Source organism: Streptomyces yatensis, from assembly GCF_018069625.1.
GTDB classification, from domain to species: Bacteria; Actinomycetota; Actinomycetes; order Streptomycetales; family Streptomycetaceae; genus Streptomyces; species Streptomyces yatensis.
Genome location: NZ_CP072941.1, coordinates 6974774 through 6994838, shown reverse-complemented (window position 1 = coordinate 6994838; position 20065 = coordinate 6974774). Strand labels below are relative to the sequence as shown.

13 protein-coding genes are annotated in these 20065 nt (G+C 71.6%); 6 read left to right on the top strand and 7 right to left on the bottom strand.

Features of this window, described 5'->3' with window-relative positions:
• The first annotated feature begins 102 nt into the window (after positions 1-102).
• Together J8403_RS28895 and J8403_RS28890 are read left to right on the top strand one after the other, a co-directional pair.
• Complete coding sequence (locus tag J8403_RS28895; protein ID WP_211125720.1) at positions 103-1368, top strand: sensor histidine kinase; 1266 nt, start codon at positions 103-105, stop codon at positions 1366-1368.
• Positions 1368-2027, top strand: coding sequence for a response regulator transcription factor (locus tag J8403_RS28890; protein WP_211125719.1), 660 nt, complete (start codon positions 1368-1370; stop codon positions 2025-2027). Before J8403_RS28895 ends, J8403_RS28890 begins: the two co-directional genes overlap by 1 nt.
• A 65-nt stretch (positions 2028-2092) precedes the next feature.
• Here J8403_RS28890 and J8403_RS28885 read toward each other — a convergent pair whose 3' ends face one another.
• Positions 2093-3214: an ArsR/SmtB family transcription factor gene (locus J8403_RS28885; RefSeq protein ID WP_211125718.1), complete on the bottom strand. Its 1122-nt coding sequence runs from the start codon at positions 3212-3214 to the stop codon at positions 2093-2095.
• 549 nt (positions 3215-3763) lie between these two features.
• On the opposite strand from J8403_RS28885, the gene J8403_RS28880 reads away from it, so the two are divergent.
• The 4 genes from J8403_RS28880 (at position 3764) to J8403_RS28865 (ending at position 7112) form a co-directional block, all read left to right on the top strand.
• On the top strand, positions 3764-4975 hold the full coding sequence (locus tag J8403_RS28880; RefSeq protein ID WP_211125717.1) for a helix-turn-helix domain-containing protein: 1212 nt from the start codon (positions 3764-3766) through the stop codon (positions 4973-4975).
• A gap of 113 nt (positions 4976-5088) precedes the next feature.
• Positions 5089-5688: a hypothetical protein gene (locus J8403_RS28875; protein ID WP_211125716.1), complete on the top strand. Its 600-nt coding sequence runs from the start codon at positions 5089-5091 to the stop codon at positions 5686-5688.
• The gene (locus J8403_RS28870) at positions 5685-5876 is read left to right on the top strand and encodes a hypothetical protein (protein WP_211125715.1); all 192 of its coding nucleotides are present in this window, start codon (positions 5685-5687) and stop codon (positions 5874-5876) included. The genes J8403_RS28875 and J8403_RS28870 overlap by 4 nt, the downstream gene beginning before the upstream one ends.
• Positions 5877-6023: 147 nt before the next feature.
• Positions 6024-7112, top strand: a complete 1089-nt coding sequence (locus tag J8403_RS28865) for a methyltransferase domain-containing protein (protein WP_211125714.1) — start codon at positions 6024-6026, stop codon at positions 7110-7112.
• Positions 7113-7234: 122 nt separating this feature from the next.
• On the opposite strand, the gene ppdK is transcribed toward J8403_RS28865, so the two are convergent.
• The 6 genes from ppdK to dusB all read right to left on the bottom strand — a co-directional run bounded on the left by ppdK (position 7235) and on the right by dusB (position 19981).
• Positions 7235-9961, bottom strand: a complete 2727-nt coding sequence (gene ppdK / locus J8403_RS28860) for a pyruvate, phosphate dikinase (RefSeq protein WP_211125713.1) — start codon at positions 9959-9961, stop codon at positions 7235-7237.
• A gap of 636 nt (positions 9962-10597) precedes the next feature.
• Positions 10598-14116 (bottom strand): tetratricopeptide repeat protein, encoded by a 3519-nt coding sequence (locus J8403_RS28855; protein ID WP_211125712.1) that lies wholly within the window; start codon positions 14114-14116, stop codon positions 10598-10600.
• Positions 14116-15075, bottom strand: a complete 960-nt coding sequence (locus J8403_RS28850; protein ID WP_211125711.1) for an AAA family ATPase — start codon at positions 15073-15075, stop codon at positions 14116-14118. The genes J8403_RS28855 and J8403_RS28850 overlap by 1 nt, the downstream gene beginning before the upstream one ends.
• Positions 15076-15090: 15 nt before the next feature.
• Entirely contained in the window at positions 15091-17292 is a 2202-nt protein-coding gene (locus tag J8403_RS28845; protein ID WP_211125710.1) for a VMAP-C domain-containing protein, read from the bottom strand.
• Entirely contained in the window at positions 17289-18596 is a 1308-nt protein-coding gene (locus J8403_RS28840) for a lipase family protein (protein ID WP_211125709.1), read from the bottom strand. The genes J8403_RS28845 and J8403_RS28840 overlap by 4 nt, the downstream gene beginning before the upstream one ends.
• A gap of 122 nt (positions 18597-18718) precedes the next feature.
• Positions 18719-19981: a tRNA dihydrouridine synthase DusB gene (gene dusB / locus J8403_RS28835; protein WP_211125708.1), complete on the bottom strand. Its 1263-nt coding sequence runs from the start codon at positions 19979-19981 to the stop codon at positions 18719-18721.
• Positions 19982-20065 lie beyond the last annotated feature (84 nt).

Below are 20065 nucleotides of genomic sequence, written 5' to 3'. Positions count from 1 at the left end.
TCGATCGAATGAGCTCTGCCGTGTCCCCACCGGCCGGATCAGGTTCGCCGTCTACATCATTCGAAGTACACGGCCGCGGCACACGTGAACGAGAATCGGGGCATGGTCAAGGCGCAGAACAGTCCCGACGGGCCCGCGGCACCGCTGTGGGTCCGTCGCCCCGAGGCGCTGCACCGAGCCGCCTACGTGGTGGCCGCGCTGGTGTTCACCGGGCAGATCGTGGCAGTGGTGCTGAGGGGCTCGGACGGGCCGACGGCCCTCTCGGTCCTCCTCGCCGGTGGCGGTGTCGCCCTCTCCTGGTGGCAGCCGTGGGCCGGACTGGTCGTCACGAGCGCGGCATCCTTCGCCGTCACAGCGGTGGGCCACGACCCCCTGTCGGTGTGGATGATGGCGGTGCTCGTGCTCTTCTCGGTCACCCTCCGGGGAAAGCAGCCGCTGGCCGGAACCGGCATCGTGGCGGCGTTCTTCCTCGGGGCCTTCATGACCTTGGGAGGATTCCGTGGCGGCGCGATCGTGGGAGCCGCCGCCCTCTTCTCGGCCATAGCGGGAGGGGCGACGGGGGCCGCGCTCCGCATCCATCGGGACCACTGGTGGATCTTGGAGGAGCGGGCCGAAAGCGCCATCGCCACCCGCGAGATCGAAGCCACCCGACGGGTGACCGAGGAACGGCTCCGCATCGCACGGGACCTCCACGACGTCATCGGCCACCAGGTGGCGATGCTGAGCCTGCACCTCGGTGCCGCGGAGATCGGGCTGCCCGAGGACGCGGAATCGTCCCGGCAGGCCCTCGTCTCGGCCAGGTCCAGCGCTCGTACCGTCGTCGTCGAGACGCAACGGATCCTCGCGCTCCTCCGCGTCGGCGACGACACTTCCGACGGCGAGGCCCTTCGGCCGACGCCGTCGCTGAGCGGCCTGGAAGGGCTGATCGCCTCATACGAGAGCATCGGCCTCGACGTCCGGCCCTCCATCGACATCCCCACCGGTTTCGTGGAGCCCAGCGTCGGCGTGACGGTCTACCGGGTCGTTCAAGAAGCACTCACCAATGCCTACCGGCATGGAGAGGGGGCGGCGACGGTGGAGGTGCGCGAGCGCGAGGGCAGGATCTGCGTCACCGTGGAGAACCGTGTCGCGCATGCACTCCGCGGCTCGGGCTCGGGAACGGGAACGGGCTCGGCCTCCGGCTCCGGCTCCGGCACGGCCTCCGGCTCCGGCTCCGGCTCCGGCTCCGGCTCCGGCTCCGGCAGCGGACTCGGGCTCATCGGGATGCGCGAGCGCGTCGAGTCCTCCAGCGGGCGGCTGACGATCGACAGTGACGACGGACGATTCCGGGTCCACGCGGAGTTCAGCCCCCTGGGAGCCGTCGTCTGATGACACGCATTCTGATCGTCGACGACCAGGACGACATGAGGGCCGGCATCCGAACGATGCTCGCGCTCGACCCGAGTCTGGTGGTCGCGGGTGATCTCTCCGATGGACTCCAGGTCCTCCCCTTCCTCCGGGACCACCCCGTCGACCTGGTCTTGATGGACATCCGGATGCCCGGCATCGACGGTGTCGAAGCCACCCGCCGGATCCGCAAGGAGCACCCGCCCGAAGAGCTGCGGGTGATCGTGCTGACCACCTTCGACCAGGACGACATCGTCCTCGCCGCCCTTCGCGCGGGCGCCAACGGCTTCCTGAGCAAGACCGTGAGCCCTGCCGAACTCGTCGCCGGGATCAGTGAGGTCGTCCGCGGTGGCGGTGCGCTGTCGGCCGCCGCGACGGCCGCGCTCATCGGCCATATGACCGACAGCCCGCCCCCGGTGATCGACCGCGAACTGCTGCGCCGCTTCGACGCTCTGACCCCCAGGGAGCGGGACGTGGTCGTTCTCGTCGCGAGCGGTCTCGGCAACGAGGAGATCGCGGCCCAGATGTCCGTATCGCCGTTCACCGTGAAGACGCATGCGGTGCGGGCCATGACGAAGGTCGGCGCACGTGATCGGGCGCAACTCGTCTCGTTCACCTTCCGGGCCGGCCTCTATCCCTGAGCCACCGAGCGGAGCCTGCGGTACGGCCGGCAGTACGGCCCGCAGCACGGCCGGGCCGAAACGCCTCATCCGCGCCCGGACGGCCCCCGCCAGCTCGTGGCGACCGGCGGGAGCTGCGCCGGTGAGCCGAAGACGCGCTCTCCGGGCGCCCCACCGCGCAGCAGCGCCGCACCCAGCGGCGTCAGCGTGTGCAGGACGGCGCTGCCCTGGCGCAGGGTGTGCACCAGGCCCGCCTCGCGCAGCACAGTGGCGTGCTGACTGGCCGAGGCCAGCGATACGCCGACCCGGCGGGCGAGTTCACTGGTCGTACAGCCGCCGCCGACCTCCAGCAGCACGGCCGAGCGGGTCTGCCCGACCAGCTTGCCGAGCGTCCGGGCGGACCCGCCCCCGGGCGCGGACGCCGTCCCGGACCCGGCACCGGCACCGGCCCCGGGCCCCGGCGCGAGGGCGGGCCGCTGCCCGGGGCGGAGCGGAAGGCCGCACGGGGCGTGTTCGACGGGGTAGACCAGTACGGGCGTCAGATCCGGGTTCCGGAACGTCACCGGCGTCCCCCGGCAGAAGAACGACGGCAGGAGCAGCAACCCCCGCCCGCGCAGCCGCAGATCGCGGTCCACCGGATAGTCGACCTCCAGCACGGGCGCCCGCCACCGCATCGTCGCCGGCAGCGAGGCCAGCAGCCCATCGGCGCCCCCGTCCAGCAGGGCCCGGCCCCGGGCCACCCGGTCGGCCTCGATCCGGGCCTGTATATGCGGCCAGTACGGCGCGACGGCGGCCTGGTGGTAAGCGCGTAACGTGCCGATCAGCCGGTCCAGCGACTTCCGCTCGCCCTCCCCCAGATCCCGTATCCACCCCGGAAGCGCCCGGGCCGCCGGCAGTCCGGCGAGCTCCGCGTTCAACCGCTCCCCCGGGGTGGCGCGCAGCGCGGACATCGCGGCATCGCAACCGATTACCCCTTCCGCGGGGGTCAGGAAGTCCGGGAAATAGCCGCGCGAGGGAATGAGCGGCGCGAGCAGCCGCGCTTCGCCGTTGAGTCGGTTTCGCGCCTCCGAACGCCATTTCCCGTATACGGACTCAGCCCGGTTCTCCCGCAGGCGATGGAAACTTAAAACGGTTTCCCAGAGCGCGTCCGGTCGGACCGCCATCCGCAGCCGGGCCAGATCGAGTTCACTGAAATGAACACGGAGCACCAGACCCCCACACGTGACATTGCGACCGCCCCCCGATCACCGATGAGTATGCACGCTGGCACGGTCAGTCACCACGCCCTTTTGGCCAGATGTGAAACGGGGAGCGGTGCGGAGGCCGGAAGAGGAAAGCTGTTCCCCAGGAAAACCGGGGGCCGCCGGTAAACACTTCCAGGGGCCGTCCGGAATTCAACAGGCGGTGCTCAGAGCCAGTTTGCTCGTTCCCGTGGGGGGTGACGAGTACGTTACGGCGACTGGGCACTTGTGTTGCCGCACGTAGCCGATGCGCGCGGCAACAGCTCCCGTGGGGGGAGTGAGAGGGGGCGGCATCTCCGCACAGGATGCCGCCCCCTTTAAGTTCCGCGCCGACGATGACGCTGCGCGTTGCGCTGCGCTGTGCGGGGACGTCGGTGCCGGGCGCCCCGCACCCGCGCCGGTCGCGTCGTGTCAAGGAGGCACGACGGCTCTCACTGAAATGGGGGCCGATCAGCCGCACCGGCGGAGCGGGGCGCGGGTACCGTTCTGAGTGTCGGAGTCAGAACGGAGTTCAGCATGCCATACGGCAACGACGAACATACCGGCGGAATCGGGCAGCGCATCGCCGAACTGCGCGCCGTCCGTGGCTACTCACTACGACAGCTAGGGCAACGCTCGCATGTCTCCGCGTCCATGCTCTCGATGATCGAGAAGGGGGACCGGAACGCCAGTGAGGAGATCGTGGCGGCTGTCGCCCGCGCCCTCGACGTAGGCGTCTCCAACCTGCGCGGCCAGCCCTACCGCCAGCAGCTTCAGCAGGACCGTATCGACCGCATGATCGAGCCTCTCGGCGGGGCTCTCGACAACTGGGACCTCGACCCCGACCCGGCCGCACCCCCACCACGCCCGCTCGCTGACCTACGCGCCGACGTGGCGCGCACGATTCAGATGCGCGCCGCAGCCAACTTGGGCGGGCTCGCCGAGAAACTGCCCTCCCTCATCGCCGAGATCCTTCACGCCATCCACGTCCAGGACGACCCGGGTCATGCGCGCGAGGAGTTGTACGCCCTCCAGACCGAGGCGGCACGCGGCGTTTGGCGTGTGGCGTACCGGGTCGGAGAGATGCACCTTGCCCGCCTGGCACTGTCACGTATGGCGCAGGCCGCGGCCCAGTCAGGTGACCCGCGGCAGGCGGCGGTCGAACGATGGATGCGTGCGCAGACCAGCGTCGAGGGTGGGCGCCCGGGAGTCGATACCGGGCTCCGTCTGGTGAACCAGGCGCTCAAGGAACTGGACGACGACGGCTCCTCGAAGACCCGGGCGGTACGCGGGGCACTGCACTTGAAGGGCTCCATCCTCGCCTCCCGCCAGGGAGACAAGGACGGTTCCGACGCGTGGCTAGAGGAAGCGCGCGGGATGGCGCAAGAGACGGGCGAGACGCGCGTCTACGAGCTGACATTCGGGCCGACGAACGTGGAACTGCACGCGGTTGCTGCGGCGGCGGACCAGGACAAGCACGGACTGGCGCTGAAGCGTGCGGCCAAGGTGGAGATCCCGCAGGATTATCCACCGGGCCGGGCCGGGCACTTCTACATCGATCTGGCGAGGGCCCAGGTGTGGACCGCCCGCCATGACGAGGCGTTCGAGTCTCTGCTCAAGGCACGGGAGACGGCGCCGCAGATGACGCGGCATCATCCGCAGGTGCACGAGACGGCGGCGGCGTTGCGGAGGGCGCGGGCGCGAGTGCCCGATCCGTTGCGCGAGTTTTCCCTGTGGTGCGGCGTGTAGCTGGTCGATCACCCTAAGTCAAGGACCCTGGCGTTCACAGTCTGTGGACACCAGGGTCTTGCTGTGTAGGCAGTATGTGACGGTCAGAACACAGACCGTGCACGGAGCCGACCATGACGACCACCAGAACCCCACCGTGGACACCCCCGAACACCGAGGGCATCGAGCCCTTACCGGTGGGCAGATGGTGGGACGCCGTCTCCGCGCCCACCGCCGTCGCGGACCGCGCACTGGAGCTGCTGGGCCGGGACTCGGGCGCGGTGATCCAGGACGACACCTACAGCAAGACGTACTGGCTGATCGGCACCGGCACCGCCCGCAGCTGGTGCCTGCGCCAGATCCGCGTCCTCACCGAACTCGCCGACGAAAGCACCCTCCTGGGCGTACCGCCCGCCACATGGGGGCCCGAGCACCCAACGTACTGGCGGATCCCGCTCGGCCCCGACCGGTATCTCACCGACCCCGCCCACCTGGCCCCCGCCCTGCGCCAGGCCGTCACGGACGTACTCGGCCCCGTCCCGGAAGGCCGCCAGCTCTGCTACCGCTGCCAGTTACCCACCGACGAACCGGTCCCGGTCACGATGGAGCACAGCGGCAGCGTCGCCGGCGCGACCATCTACGCCTGCCCCACCCACGCCCGGGACTACCCACGCGACGCGGTAACCCAGGCCGCCGCCATGCGCCGAGCCCTCGACCAGGGCAGAACCCGATGACAGCCGCCGAGCACACCCCCGAGCAGACCACCGACCCGTTCTCCGACGAAGCCTGGCGCGCCGCCATCGAACACGCCGCAGGCTGCCTCGCCTGCCGCACACCCGGCGCCGAATGCGCAACCGGCGAGCGACTGCTCCGCGCCTACGAAGCGGCCACCCGGCAGGCCCGCTCGGCGGAAGCCATGTGAGTCCCCGTCAACCTGCACACCTCAGGAGGTAGAACCATGACTGTCGAGAACAAGCACAAGGGCGATCCCGCCCCGATCAAGCCGTGGACGCCCCCGCCGCCGCCCCCGCCGGACGGCACACCACCCCCGAAAGGGAAGTGAGGGCCCATGACCGAGGACTGGCGACCACGCCATGCGGCACTGCTGGAAGCCCTCGCCGCGTCCGGCGAACTCCCGGACGCATGGCGCCCGGCCTTCGACGCCGTTCCACGCCACCACTTCATCCCCGGCGACATCTGGGAGCAGCGGGCCACCTGCGTCCCCGTCACGACGGACGCGGCCTGGTGGGACCTCGTCTACCGGGATGTGCCGATCGTGACGCAGGTGGACGACGGACAGAGCGACGGCCCGGGGATCGCGACCTCGTCCAACTCCATGCCCACGATGGTGGCGCGCATGCTCACCGCGCTCGAGGTCGCGGACGGGCAGCGGGTGTTGGAGATCGGCACCGGCAGCGGCTGGAACGCCGCACTCCTCGCCGCGCGCCTGGGGAGCCGGAACGTCACCACCGTCGAGGTCGATCCGGTGCTGGCGGAGAAGGCCGCGAAGGTCATCAAGGAGGCCGGATACAGCCCTGACGTCGTGTGGGGCGACGGCGCCCAGGGGTGGGAGTCCGGGGCGCCGTACGACCGGATCATCGCGACCTGTTCGGTGCGCCGCATTCCCCACGCATGGGTGCGGCAGACCGCGCCGGGCGGGCTCATCCTCGCCCCGCTGGCGGGGGACTTCTGGTCCGGGACGCTGGTACGGCTCGACGTCGGCGGTGACGGGGTGGCCACCGGCCGGTTCATCGGCGGTGCCCGGTTCATGCCGATGCGCTCGGAGCGCCCCGGCCCGGATGCCCCGGTGGACAGCGAAACCGGGCGGCGCGGCAGCACCGGCCCGCTATCCGCCGACACCCTGACCGGCCTCGGCTTCGCCCTCTACGCGGGCGCGAAACTGCCGGGCGTGGTCATGGCCGACGGAGCACCCGAGGGCAGGTATCAGATCTGGCTCCACGATCGCAACGGGTCGGCGGCCACGGTCACCGACGGGGAGGTGTGGCAGTACGGCCCACGCCAGTTGTGGGACGAGGCCACCGCCGTGCACACCGCATACGTGAACGACGGCAGCCCGGGCTCCGGCGACTTCGGGCTGACCGTGTCCCCCGGCGGACAGCGGCTCTGGCTCCGCTCACCTGACGCGCCCCTCGGCTGAGGACGAATGAAGGGGGCGGCACCTCCGCACAAGGTGCCGCCCCCTTTGAGATCCGGAGCCGCTGCCGGGGATGAGGGTGGGTGTTTCCCGGCGTCGGCTCCGGTGGCCTGATCGGCTGGTGGCTACCGCCCGTTCGCCGCCGCTCGGCCGGCCTCCAGGCGGGCCACGGGGATGCGGAACGGGGAGCAGGAGACGTAGTCCAGGCCCACCTCGTGGAAGAAGTGGACGGACTCCGGGTCGCCGCCGTGCTCGCCGCAGATGCCCAGCTTGAGGTCGGGGCGGGTGGCGCGGCCGGCTTGGGCGGCGTCGCGGACGAGGGCGCCGACGCCGTCCTTGTCGATGGTCTCGAACGGGCTGACGCCGAAGATGCCCTTCTCCAGGTAGGCGGTGAAGAAGCTGGCCTCGACGTCGTCGCGGGAGAAGCCCCAGACGGTCTGGGTCAGATCGTTGGTGCCGAAGGAGAAGAAGTCGGCGGACTCGGCGATCTGGGCGGCGGTCAGCGCGGCGCGCGGCAGCTCGATCATGGTGCCGAGGGTGAGCTTGAGGTCGACGCCGCGGGCCTGCTCGACCTCGGCGATGACGCGCTCGGCCTCCTCGCGGACGATCTCCAGCTCCTGGACCGTGCCGACGAGCGGGATCATGATCTCGGCCCGCGGGTCGGCCTTGGCGTTGGAGCGCTCGGCGGCGGCCTCGGCGATGGCCCGTACCTGCATGGCGAACAGGCCGGGGATGACCAGGCCGAGCCGTACGCCGCGCAGGCCCAGCATCGGGTTCTGCTCATGGAGCCGGTGCACGGCCTGCAGCAGCCGCAGGTCGTTCTCGTTGTGGTCCTTGCGGGACTCGGCGAGCGCGACGCGCACCGACAGCTCGGTGATGTCGGGCAGGAACTCGTGGAGCGGCGGGTCGAGCAGCCGGACGGTGACGGGCAGCCCGTCCATCGCCTCGAAGAGCTCGACGAAGTCGTCCCGCTGCAGGGGCAGCAGTCCGGCGAGCGCGGTGTCGCGCTCCTCGTCGGTGTGGGCGAGGATCAGCCGCTCGACCATCTCGCGCCGCTCGCCGAGGAACATGTGCTCGGTGCGGCACAGTCCGATGCCCTGGGCGCCGAACCGCCGGGCGCGGGCGGCGTCCTCGGCATTGTCCGCGTTGGCCCTTACGCGCAGCCGGCGCACCCGGTCGGCGTACGCCATGATCCGGTGCACCGCGCCGACCAGCTCGTCCGCGTCGTCGGCGCCCGCGTGCATACGGCCCTCGAAGTACTCCACGACCGGCGAGGGCACCACGGGGACCTCGCCGAGGTAGACCTTGCCGGAGGAGCCGTCGATCGAGACGACGTCGCCCTCCTCGACGACGATGCCGTCCTTGCCGTCCCGGCCGGGCACCGTCATCCGGCGCCGCTTGGTGTCGACTTCGAGCTCCTCGGCGCCGCACACACAGGTCTTGCCCATGCCGCGGGCGACGACGGCGGCGTGTGAGGTCTTGCCGCCGCGCGAGGTCAGGATGCCCTCCGCGGCGATCATGCCGTCGAGGTCGTCGGGGTTGGTCTCCCGGCGGATCAGGATGACCTTCTCGCCCGAGCGCGACCACTTGACGGCGGTGTACGAGTCGAAGACGGCCTTGCCGACCGCGGCGCCCGGGGACGCGGCGATGCCCCGCCCGATCTTCTGGACGGTGTCGCCGGAGGCCACCTCGTCGTCGAAGCGCGGGAACATCAGCTGGGCGAGCTGCGCCCCGGTGACCCGGCGCAGCGCCTCGGCCTCGTCGATCAGCCCCTGGTCGACGAGCTGGGTGGCGATGCGGAAGGCGGCCCCGGCGGTGCGCTTGCCGACCCGGGTCTGCAGCATCCACAGCTTGCCGCGCTCGATGGTGAACTCGATGTCGCACAGGTCCTTGTAGTGCGTCTCGAGGGTTTCCATGATCTGCATCAGCTGGTCGTAGGACTGCTGGTCGATCCGCTCGAGGTCGGCCAGCGGGACGGTGTTGCGGATGCCCGCGACCACGTCCTCGCCCTGGGCGTTCTGCAGGTAGTCGCCGTAGACGCCCTGGTGGCCGCTGGCCGGGTCGCGGGTGAAGGCGACGCCGGTGCCCGAGTCGGGGCCGAGGTTGCCGAAGACCATGGAGCAGATGTTGACCGCGGTGCCGAGATCGTGGGGGATGCGCTCCTGGCGGCGGTAGAGCTTGGCGCGGTCGCCGTTCCAGGAGTCGAACACGGCCCGTACGGCGAGGTCCATCTGCTCGCGCGGCTCCTGCGGGAAGCCCCGGCCGGTCTCCTTGGCGACGATGTTCTTGAACTCGCCGACCAGCTTCTTCAGGTCCGCGGCGTCGAGGTCCACGTCCACGGTGACGCCCTTGGCCTGCTTGGCGTCCTCGATGGCCTCCTCGAAGAGGTCGCCGTCCACGCCGAGCACGGTCTTGCCGAACATCTGGATGAGGCGCCGGTAGGAGTCCCAGGCGAACCGGTCGTCACCCGCCTGCGCGGCGAGCCCGGCCACGGACTGGTCCGAGAGGCCGATGTTGAGGACGGTGTCCATCATGCCGGGCATCGAGAACTTGGCGCCGGAGCGTACGGATACGAGGAGGGGGTCGTCCGCCTGGCCGAGTTTCTTGCCCATCTTCGCTTCGAGGGCGTCGAGGTGCGCACTCACCTCGTCGCGCAGGGCCGCGGGTTCCTCACCGCTGTCGAGGTAGACCTTGCATGCCTCGGTGGTGATGGTGAAGCCCGGTGGCACGGGGAGACCGAGATTGGTCATCTCGGCGAGATTGGCTCCCTTACCGCCGAGCAGGTCTTTGAGATCCTTGTTGCCCTCGGTGAAGTCGTAAACGAACTTCTGCTGATCTTGTGTTTCCGGCACGGGACTCGATCTCCTCGGCTCGGCTGCCCTGACGGCGGGGAGCGTACCCAGATCAAAGGCCCCTGAGCAGGTCCACTCCACCGTCATACGGCCGTAACCACCCGCCTGCCACGTGTTCGAAAGTACGGCGCCCGATCGAGGCTCGCTTGAAGTGCCTTCAAGCCTCGAACACACACCCACCCTCCGCCCGCGATAGACGCTTGGAATTTCACTATACGTAACCGTTGGTTCGAGGTGTCGAACATCAAGTGGGTGGCACTGAGTGCCACGCATTGGAGAGGTGAGCACAGCGGAGGACCACCGGATCACCCCTCGATCACTGCTCATATGAGCGACACCCCGATCAGAGTGGCGAGAATCACGCCTTGTCAGGGCCCATTGTCTCGCCTTTTGGATACAACGAGAGAGGCGCTGCTCAAACGAGCGACACGCCGGGAAGGGGCGGCAGAGCCCCCGGCCAGCGCACGACCCCGCCGACCGAACTGGCGAGCGGTGCCGGGCGCGTGCCGAGGGCCGGCAGAGCGATCGGATCGCGCCATATTTCGCCACGGCGCGCGCGGCGGGAGCGGGAACGCCCGCCCGCGGCCCGCGGAGGACGGCGAGCGGATCCCCCGTCAGGACGCCTGACCGTTCCCCTCAGGACGTCTGAGCGTCGTCCGCCCCCCGCAGCCCGGCCAGGGCCTCGCGGGCCCTGACGGCGCAGTTGTGCTCCTCGCCCAGAACGCGCTCGGCGATCTCCAGCACGGCCCGCCACTCGGCCTCGGCCTCGTCGAGGCGGCCGAGGCCCTTGAGCGTGGTGCCGAGGTTGAATCGGGTCCACAGGGTGTTGGCACGCTCCGGTCCCAGGACCCGCTGCCGGGCCGTGAGCGTTTCCCGGATCTCCGTCTCGGCCTCCGCGAACCGGCCCATCTTGTTGAGCACGTTGCCCAGGCTGTGCCGGGCGGTCAGGGTGAGTCCGGCCTCCGCCCCCAAGGCCCGCGTGCGCCCCTCGACCACTCGGCGGTACAGAGCCTCGGACTCCTCGTAGCGCTCCTGGTCACGCAGCAGAGCGGCCAGTTGGACCAGGGTCAGCAGGGCGCTCGGGTCGTCCGGCGCCAACACCCGGGCCTCCCCCTCCATGGTCAGGCGGTACTCCTGCTCGGCCTCCGCCACGCGCCCGAGCTGAGCCAGGGCCCCGGCGCGGCTGTAGCGCGCGACCAGCGTCCCCTGCGCGCCTGGTCCCATCAGGCGGATCCGGTCCTGGAGCTCCTGGGTGAACGCCTCCAGCGCCTCCTCGTGCCGCCCGGCCAACCCCATGCTGACCGCCAGATGGTGCCGGGTGCTGAGGGTGCTGGGATGCTCGCCCCCGACCACGGCGGTCTGCCGTTCCAGAAGGTCGCGGTAGACCGCCTGCGCCTCGTCGTGCCGCCCCTGATCGTCCAGGACCAGCGCTCGTGTCCGCAGGGCGGTGAACGACTCTTGGTGCCGCTCCCCGACAGCGGCGAACGTCTCCGCCACCAGCACGTCGGCCTCGGACTCCGCCTCGTCGTACCGCCGCAGGCTGCGCAGGCGGTCGACGCGGTTGCGGCGCGCCCGGCGCACCCGCCAGTGGGTGGGGCTCAGGGCCGCCGACGTCCTGTCGACCAGGTCGTGCCACAGAGACTCCGCCTCTTCATGGCGCCGCCCGAGGTTCAGGATGTCGCCGAGCGTGAAGAGCGCCGTCATCAGGGCCGGGTCCACCTCCGACTCCGCCGCCGCGGCACATTCTTCGGCCGCCGCCCGCATCTCGGCCTCCGCCTCGTCGAGCCGGTTCTGCCGCCGCAGCGCGGTGGTCAGCCAGGCACGTGCGTTGACGGTCTCGTGGTTCGTGGGCCCGTGCAGTTCCCGCGCCATGGCCAGCGAGACCCGGAGTTCCTCCTCGGCCTCCTCCACCCGCCCGAGGTCCAGCAGCAGGCGCCCGCGCCTGAAGTGCTTGGCCTCGACATGCTCCCGGGCAGAGTCGGCGTCCCGCCGTCTCCACGCCTCGATCAGCGTGCGGCACTCCTCCTCCGCCGCGTCCGCCCGCCCGGCGTCGCTCAGCAGGTCGACGAGGTAACCGCGGGCGAAGAGCGTGTAGTCGTCCTCCGCGCCGTGCACCCTCGCCGAGATCGCGACCACCGCGCGCAGCTCGCGCTCCGCCTCGTCGTGCTCCCCGAGCTTGTTCAGGGTGATCGCCAGATGCCCACGGAGGTTGCGGGATTCCAGGTCGTCCCGGGACCTGAGCCCCCCGATCTGCTCCCGCGCCATCTCCCGCAGTTCGGCCACGTGATCCGTCCAGCCGGCGTCGATGAGCTGCTCGGCCAGGTCGGGCAGGGTCCGCACCCCCCGCCAGCCGGTTTCCGCGTTGCGCTCGTCGGCTTCGGCCAGCATTTTGTCGACGTAGTCGCGCACCGACTTCGGCAGCACCTCGTCCGCGCCGATCCGCCGCACCACCGCCATCACCGCCGGCTGGACCTGCTCGGAGGTGTAGGAGCGGGGCGGGAAGGCGGTGGCCGGTGGCACCGGCTGCCGTTCGGGCGCCCGCGGCGGCGGCGCCGGATCGTCCGGGCCCTCCTCCAGCAGTCCCAGCCGCTGCAGCAGCTCCGGGGACGCCGCCGCGAACGGGCGGGCCTCCTCGGCGACGCGGGAGTCCCCGTGGTCGCCGGAGAGCCGGGCGCGGAAGTCGGGGCCGCTGCCCTGGCGGTGCAGCAGGAACTCGGTGACCTGCGCCGCCGTCTCCAGCGCGTCCGACGTCCGGACCGCGTCCAGCAGCAGATCCGCGACCCCGTGGTGGAATTCGTACTCCTCCGCGCCGCCCTCCCGCCTCCGCAGCAGCCCGCCCAGGAACACCTCGGCCAGCTGGGCCGGGTGGAACCGCTCCCCACGCCCCGCGCCGGCCTGGTGGATCAGCCGCATCACCGGCAGCGTCAGGGGGTGGACGGTGGCCAGCGCCCCGGCCAGGCGCTGGGCCTCGGGTGAGGCGGCGCCCCGGAAGCGGCGCAGCCGCTCCTCGGCCGTCGGCTCGGGGACATGGGCCGTGGCCCGCGCGGCCACCGGCTTCTCCGCGCCGTCGAGCAGCATGACCGGCAGCGGCGCGCCGCTGCCGCCCGTACCGGTGAGCGCGGCCCAGGTGCCCAGTTCGCCCTCGGCCAGCTCCAGTACGGGCACGGGCGTCTTGCCGTCGTACGACACCAGGCCGCGCGGCAGCACCGGATGGCGCACGGACAGCGCGCGGCCCGGAGTGCCCTCCCGGCCACCGGCGTCGACCAGCAGCCGCTGGGTGGGCATTCCGCGCTCCGGCCACATCCGCGCGGGCAGCGGCTGGAGGACCGCCACCGGCGAGTGGCGGGCCCAGCGGCGCAGCAGCCGTGGAATCGCGCCGCCGCGCCACCCCGGGCCCACCCCGTCCGAGAGGACCAGCATCACGGTGCGGCCGGAGGTGTCGGTGAGCTGGCGCGGGGTGCGGCGCGGGGCGCCGGGGGCGTACGGACGCGCCCTGAGCACCGGCGCGGCGTCCTGGGCGCCATCCAGGCCCTGGGCGCTGTCCAGGCCGTAGGTCCGTACGGAGCGGAAGGCGCCCTGCCGCTCCAGCAGTCCGCGCACCTCGGCGGCGAGCTGCTGCCACAGGACCATCGACGGGCCGTCGTCCACGATGAGCGCGACACTCAGCCAGCGCTCCGGGCGGGGGCGCAGCACCACGTCCGGCAGCCCGGTTTCGGCGATCCACTCGGCGGTGGCGGTCTCGTCCACGCAGAAGGACGTGCGGGACGGCACGCTCCGCCGCAGGGGCCGCAGCGCGCGGGAGAGCCCGCGCGCCGCGGGGAGCGCCCGGACGCCCCGGACGCCCACGGCGCGCGCCGGGCGGGCCGCGGCGGGGCGGACGGCGCCGGGGGCGTAGAGCCCGGCGGGGGCGAGGGGGCCGGGCTCGGGTTCGCCCTCGGTGGGTGGCCCGGCGGGCTGCCGCTGGTCGGCCTTGCCGTCGTCGTCGCCGTCGGCCGCTCCGGGGGCGGGACCGGTGGACCCCGGGGACGACGCGGGCTCCCCCTCCGCACTCCGCGCCGTTGCCGTGGTCGCGGCGAACCACAGGGCGTCGCGCAGCTCCTCCTCGGAGAGCTCGACGCCCGCGTCCTCCAGCAGGGCGCACAGCCGCTCGATCATTACGCGTCGACTTCGTTCAGCGAGCGGAACAGCTTGTCGAGGACGTCCTGGTCGACCCGCACCCCGGAGGACCGCAGCCGGACCGCGTTGAGGAGCTGATCGGTGGCCAGCTCCCGCTCGTTGCGCCGGGCCACGAAGTCGGCGATCAGCTCCTGCGCCCGGGCGCCGATCTCCTCGCCCAGATGCATGGTGACGATTCTCTGGAGCTGCCGCTCATCGGGCTGCTTGAGGTCGAGCCGGACGCAGCGGCGCAGAAACGCCGGGGGGAACTCCCGCTCGCCGTTGCTGGTGATGACGACGACGGGGAAGACGCGGCAGCTGACCCAGCCATCGCGGATCCCGACCTTCGTCCGGGACCCGGAGATCTGCACCTGGATCGGCTCGTCCTCCCCCAGGCGGGCCAGTTCCGGAATCTCGAACTCGCCCTCCTCGAAGACCGTGAGGAGGTCATTGGGCAGGTCGACATCGCCCTTGTCGAGCTCGTCCACGAGCAGGACACGCGGCTTGTTCTCCGGGAGGAGCGCGGTGCCGAGCGGGCCGAGCCGCAGATAGTCGCCGATATCCGGTTCGGATCCGGTGGTCTCGTCGGCGCGCCGCTTGAGGGAGGCTTCGCGCAGCCGGCCCACCGCGTCGTACGAGTAGAGGCCCTCGGTGAGCGTGGAGCGGCTGTTGACCGGCCAGTGCAGCACCTCGCCCAGCTTGAGCTCGCGGGCGATGGCGTGGGCCAGGGTCGACTTGCCGGTGCCGGGGCGGCCGGTGACCAGCAGCGGGCGGTGCAGATGCAGCGCCATGTTGACGACGTCGCGGTCCTCGTCGGAGATCAGATACGGCAGCGGCCGCTCCTCGTCCCGGCGCCGCGCGTCCTCGCCGAAGCGCCGCCACGGCGGGGCGGTGGGCCAGGTTTCCACCTCGTGGGGCTCGGTGTCGCCACCCTGGAAGAGCCTCCAGTCCTGTGCCATCTTCTTCGTCTCTCCTCAGGGTGCGGACAGGTCGAGTGGGTCGGGGAGCGGGCGGTGCGGATCGTCCCACAGGAGCGCCATATGGCGGCCGTGGTGGCTCTTGTAGGGGTCGGTGTCCGACCGGAGTTCACGCAGCCGCTGGGGAAGGGACCGCAGTGGTCTCTCCTCGCCGAGCAGCTTGCGCACCTCGTCCTCCGCGATGGACGGCTCCGCCTCGCCGTGCCATATGAGGACGGGCACCCCGCCGAACAGACAGGCGTTGAAGACGTCCTGCCGGGCCCGCAGGGAGGTGGCTGTCATCGCGCCCGGAGTGTCCACGGACTGCTGGACGACGCGGTACACCTCACCACAGTCCATATGGCCCGGCAGCCAGCGCAGATTCCTGGTCCCGGCGGTGCCGACCTGCTTCCAGCGGCGCTTCCACAGGTCGCGTCGCTGGGGTTCGCGGAACTCGGTGCAGCGCATCACGACCGGGTAGTCCGTGCCCAGATGCCGCTCGACGGGCCGCGCGAACTGCCAGCGGTGCACGGCCAGGTCGAGATCGGTGGAGGGAACGAAGAACTCCACCAGGGTGTCCGGGGTGTAGGGCTGGGCGCTCAGCACGGCTTCCAGGCCGCTCCGTATCTCCTCCAGGGAGGCCGGGGTGTCCACCTTGGCCAGGGAGTTGACGTCCTCGCCGCGCCGCGTCCACACCTCGTACGCACGCCGCTGTCCGGGGCCGCTGGAGGGATGCAGCCGGATCTGGATCCGCTGCTCCTGTGCGAGTCCGGCGGCCTTGACGCTCTCGGCGTACTCCTTCGCCTCGCCGCGCCGCTCCTTCAACTGGCCCTTCAGCCCCAGCCGTTCGGCGCACCGCAGCGACCAGGCGCGCAGATCGGCCGCGACCGCCCCCTCATCGACGGCCGCGAAACGCTCCACGACCCTGAGCAGTTGGGGAAGCTGGTCCGGTTTGGGGAGCAGCTCCTCCAGCGCGTCGGCGAGCGGGGCCGGGTCGTGGAACGACAGATCGACGAGGCCGAACAGCACACGGGCCTCCTCGGCGACGTCGTACCGGCCCCGCTCGTCCAGCCGCCCCAGCAGCGCGACCAGCTCCACGTACTCGGCGCGGGTCAGCCACTGGCCCTGCAGGACATGGCAGGCCTTGCGGATCTCGGTGCGGACCGGGGCGTGGGCGCTCAGCTCGGTGAGGAGGGTGGTGGTGCCGTGCGGGTTCTCCAGCGCCCAGTCGACCAGCTCCTCGGCCGAGGGCGGCCTCGTGGCGGGCGGGGCGGTGGTGAAGTGCTCGGACAGCCGGGCGGCCACGCTCGCCGCCGATCCGGCCGGATCCGCCCCGAGCAGCCCGGACGCCTCCAGGACCAGCGTCTCCCGGAACCGCCGCTTCTCCGGATCGAGGGGCGGGGCGGGCGGGCCGAGCCGGACGGTCCGCTCCTCCTGCTCCCAGTTGATGACGTGCATCGTCGGGTACTGCCGGCTGCTCCCGCCCTCGCGCACCTGGGCGAACTCGTCCTGTACGCCCCTCCAGACCCGGTCCAGGTCCAGCCCCGCCCCGCCCGCGCCCGCCGCTTCGAGCTGGCGCAGCAGGACGGAGGTGAAGCGCCCGGCGCCGTCCTGCTCCATGGCGACGGCCCCGGCCTGGCAGGCCCGCATCCAGAAGACCGGCCGCTCGGATCTGGTCTGGGTCGCGTTGGTGAGCGGCTGCGGGGTGTCGGCCAGCTCGTGGACGTCGAGCGGAAGGGCGCGCCGGCAGGCGTCGATGACCACGGTGACCCGGTCCGCTCCGTCCCAGTGCACATGGTCGGTGCGGACCAGGTCCATCAGGCTGTCGGCGTCCAGCCCCTGGAGGTCGGTGTCGGAGGTCTCCGGGTACAGCAGGCTCCACCGGCCGCCCGGTGCCTGCACCCCGTGCCCGGCCCAGTAGATCCACAGCCAGTCGCCGTCGATCTCGCGCAGCCCGTCCCGGAAGACCTTGCGCACATCGGCGCGCTCCGCCGGGCGGTAGCCGGGGTGCGCCGCCTCCAGGGCCGCCCTGTTGCGTTCCATGGGCGAGGCCAGTAGCTGGATGTTCTCCGGCGGTACGCCCCGCCCGGTCAGCCAGGTGCGCATGGCGATGGCGTCGTGCACCGGGCCGTCGAGGTTCAGGTCGTCGCTGCCGTTGTACCGCTCGACCGCCACGATCACGGCATGGGTGCGCCGCCAGTCGTGCTCCACCGCTGTCACTTCGGCAGCTCCGGGGCCAGCAGTTCGTACAGCCGCTGGTGGGCGAAGTACGAGGTGTGGGCGCGCGGGAAGGGCTGGCGGGTGTTGACGCGCAGATCGGTGACCCGGTCGGGGAAGACCTTCTCCCCGACGAAACCGAGCAGATCCTGCTCGTCGTAGACGTTGATCCAGCGGGGGAAGGCGGCGGGCAGCGGCTCGCCGCGGCGCAGCGCGGTGAGCGCGTCCAGCTCGTAGAGGAACGGCGCCTGCGAGCCGACCGTCACCAGCAGGTCCACCCCGGCGGGTGGATCGGGCTCGGCGAGCAGATCGACGCAGGCGATACCGCCGAGGCTGTGCGCGAGCAGCACCACCGGGCCGCCCCCTGACGCGATCTCAGCGCGCACCGCCTCCCGGATCGCGGCGCGCACCCCGGCGCCGCGCACCTGGTAGCGGAGGATGTCGCCACTGGCCGGGACGGATCCCTTGGTGATCCCGCCGCGGAAGGTATGGGCCAGCGAAGACAGCGGCGAGAGGTAGGAGTTGAGCGCCCGTACGGCGATGCCCTGCGCGGCGCGGGCGGCGAATCCGCCCCGGTCGCGGCCGCCCAATTGAGCGGTGAGCGCGCCAACGACGGTGTCCCGGTCGGCGCCGTCCACCGCGAGCGGCTCCTCGTCGCCGTGCGGGCCCTCGGCCCGCTGGACGGCCAGGGCGTACACGGCGCGGGCCGCGATCGGCTCGATACCGTCGGCGGGCGGCGTACCGCCCAGGGTGCGGGAGATCTCCTGGGCCACGCGGCCACCGGCCGTGCGGAGGTGCGGGGCGAGGTCGGACACCAGCGCGTCCAGGCTCCCCCCGCCGCCGGTCACCGCCTCCAGGCTCCCCTCGCCCCTGGTCACCGCCTCCATGTTTCCCCCGCCGCCGGTCACCGCCTCCAGGCTCAGCCCGCGCGCCGTATCGGCGACGACCTGCCAGGGGTCCTGACGGCCGGGGGCGAAACCGGCCCGCGCGCCCTGGCCGCGCCGCGCCTTCGCCGCCGCCGCGAACTCCCGCAGCTCGGCGAGCGGATCCACCTCCAGCAGCGCCCATACGGCCAGCGGATCGTCCTCGTCCAGCAGCGCGTCACCGCCGACGCCGCGGCTCTTGGCCCGCACCGGGATCGACACCCCGTCCAGCCCCAGCGACGCTCCATGCCGCTCGCCCCAGAGGCAGCGGGCGACCCGGATATCGGCTCTCACCCGCCCCAGGCCGCTCACGACCCGCGCGAAGCTCTTCTCGTACGACTTGGCCCGGACCCCCGTGCCGTGGACGAAGACGACGCTTGTCACCGATCCCCCCAGATCGTCCAGATCCCACCGCGACCACGAGCCCAACACTTTATCCCGCGATGACCCCGTGTGGCCCCGGGACAACGGGACTGTTGAAGGCTGGATTGCTGGATTGCCGGGGGTCAGCCGCCCGAGGTGTCCAGCTCCGCGTCCGCGCCGATCCCCGCGCAGTCGTACGGGTCGTCCAGCCAGCCGTCGGGCAGCACCACACGGTTGCGGCCCGAGGTGCGGCCGCGCGGGCCGTCGGCGCCGATGGGCCACTCCTGGTCCAGGTCCAGCCCGGCCAGCAGGGCGTCCAGCTCGGCGAGGGACGAGGTGATCGCCAGCCGCTTGCGCATCTCCGAGCCGACCGAGAAGCCCTTGGTGTACCAGGCGACATGCTTACGGAAGTCGATCACGCCGCGCTCCTCGTCCTCCAGCCACTCTGCGAGCAGCTCGGCGTGGCGGCGCATCACCGCCGCGACCTCCTTGAGCGTCGGCCTCGCGTAGCCGGGCGCATCGGAGCCGGACACCGCCGCCCCGGAGCCGGACACCGCCGCCCCGGAGCCGTCCACCGCCACCCCGGAGCCGTCCACCGGCCCCTCCTGGCCGGGCTCGAACGCGGCCACCAGGTCACCGAAGAGCCAGGGCCGCCCGAGGCAGCCGCGCCCCACGACCACGCCGTCACAGCCCGTCTCGCGCATCATCCGGACCGCGTCGTCGGCGGACCAGATGTCGCCGTTGCCCAGCACCGGGATCTCCGGGACGGCCTCCTTCAGGCGGGCGATCGCGTCCCAGTCGGCGGTGCCGCCGTAGTGCTGGGCCGCGGTGCGGCCGTGCAGGGCGATCGCGGTCACGCCCTCCTCGACCGCGATCCGGCCCGCGTCGAGGAAGGTGATGTGGTCGTCGTCGATGCCCTTGCGCATCTTCATGGTGACCGGCAGCGGGCCCGCGGCGGTCACGGCCTCGCGCAGGATCGAGCGCAGCAGATGCCGCTTGTACGGAAGCGCCGAGCCGCCGCCCTTACGGGTCACCTTGGGCACCGGGCAGCCGAAGTTGAGGTCGATATGGTCGGCCAGATCCTCGTCCACGATCATCTGGACGGCCTTGCCGACGGTCATCGGGTCCACCCCGTAGAGCTGGATGGAGCGCGGCTTCTCGCTGCCGTCGAAGTGGATCAGCCGCATCGTCTTGGCGTCCCGCTCCACCAGCGCCCGGGTGGTGATCATCTCGCTGACGAACAGCCCCTTGCCGCCCGAGAACTCCCGGCACAGGGTGCGGAACGGAGCGTTGGTGATCCCGGCCATCGGTGCGAGAACGACCGGCGGCTGGACCATATGCGGTCCGATCCGCAGCTGCGCCCGCGGCTGATGCGGAGTCTGCGGCGGCTGCGGCGTCTGCGTCATGGGGTCAGCTTCCTTGTGCGTACTACGGTGGAGGGAACGGGCCGATCTCTTATTGTCCCGCACCCGCCAGGGGGACCGACAGGG

Excerpts from the sequence above, each read along its gene's own strand:
- J8403_RS28895 (WP_211125720.1), top strand. The coding sequence starts at position 103 with ATGGTCAAGGCGCAGAACAGTCCCGACGGGCCCGCGGCACCGCTGTGG.
- J8403_RS28890 (WP_211125719.1), top strand. The coding sequence starts at position 1,368 with ATGACACGCATTCTGATCGTCGACGACCAGGACGACATGAGGGCCGGC.
- J8403_RS28880 (WP_211125717.1), top strand. The coding sequence starts at position 3,764 with ATGCCATACGGCAACGACGAACATACCGGCGGAATCGGGCAGCGCATC.
- J8403_RS28875 (WP_211125716.1), top strand. The coding sequence starts at position 5,089 with ATGACGACCACCAGAACCCCACCGTGGACACCCCCGAACACCGAGGGC.
- J8403_RS28870 (WP_211125715.1), top strand. The coding sequence starts at position 5,685 with ATGACAGCCGCCGAGCACACCCCCGAGCAGACCACCGACCCGTTCTCC.
- J8403_RS28865 (WP_211125714.1), top strand. The coding sequence starts at position 6,024 with ATGACCGAGGACTGGCGACCACGCCATGCGGCACTGCTGGAAGCCCTC.
- J8403_RS28855 (WP_211125712.1), bottom strand. The coding sequence starts at position 14,116 with ATGATCGAGCGGCTGTGCGCCCTGCTGGAGGACGCGGGCGTCGAGCTC.
- J8403_RS28850 (WP_211125711.1), bottom strand. The coding sequence starts at position 15,075 with ATGGCACAGGACTGGAGGCTCTTCCAGGGTGGCGACACCGAGCCCCAC.
- dusB (WP_211125708.1), bottom strand. The coding sequence starts at position 19,981 with ATGACGCAGACGCCGCAGCCGCCGCAGACTCCGCATCAGCCGCGGGCG.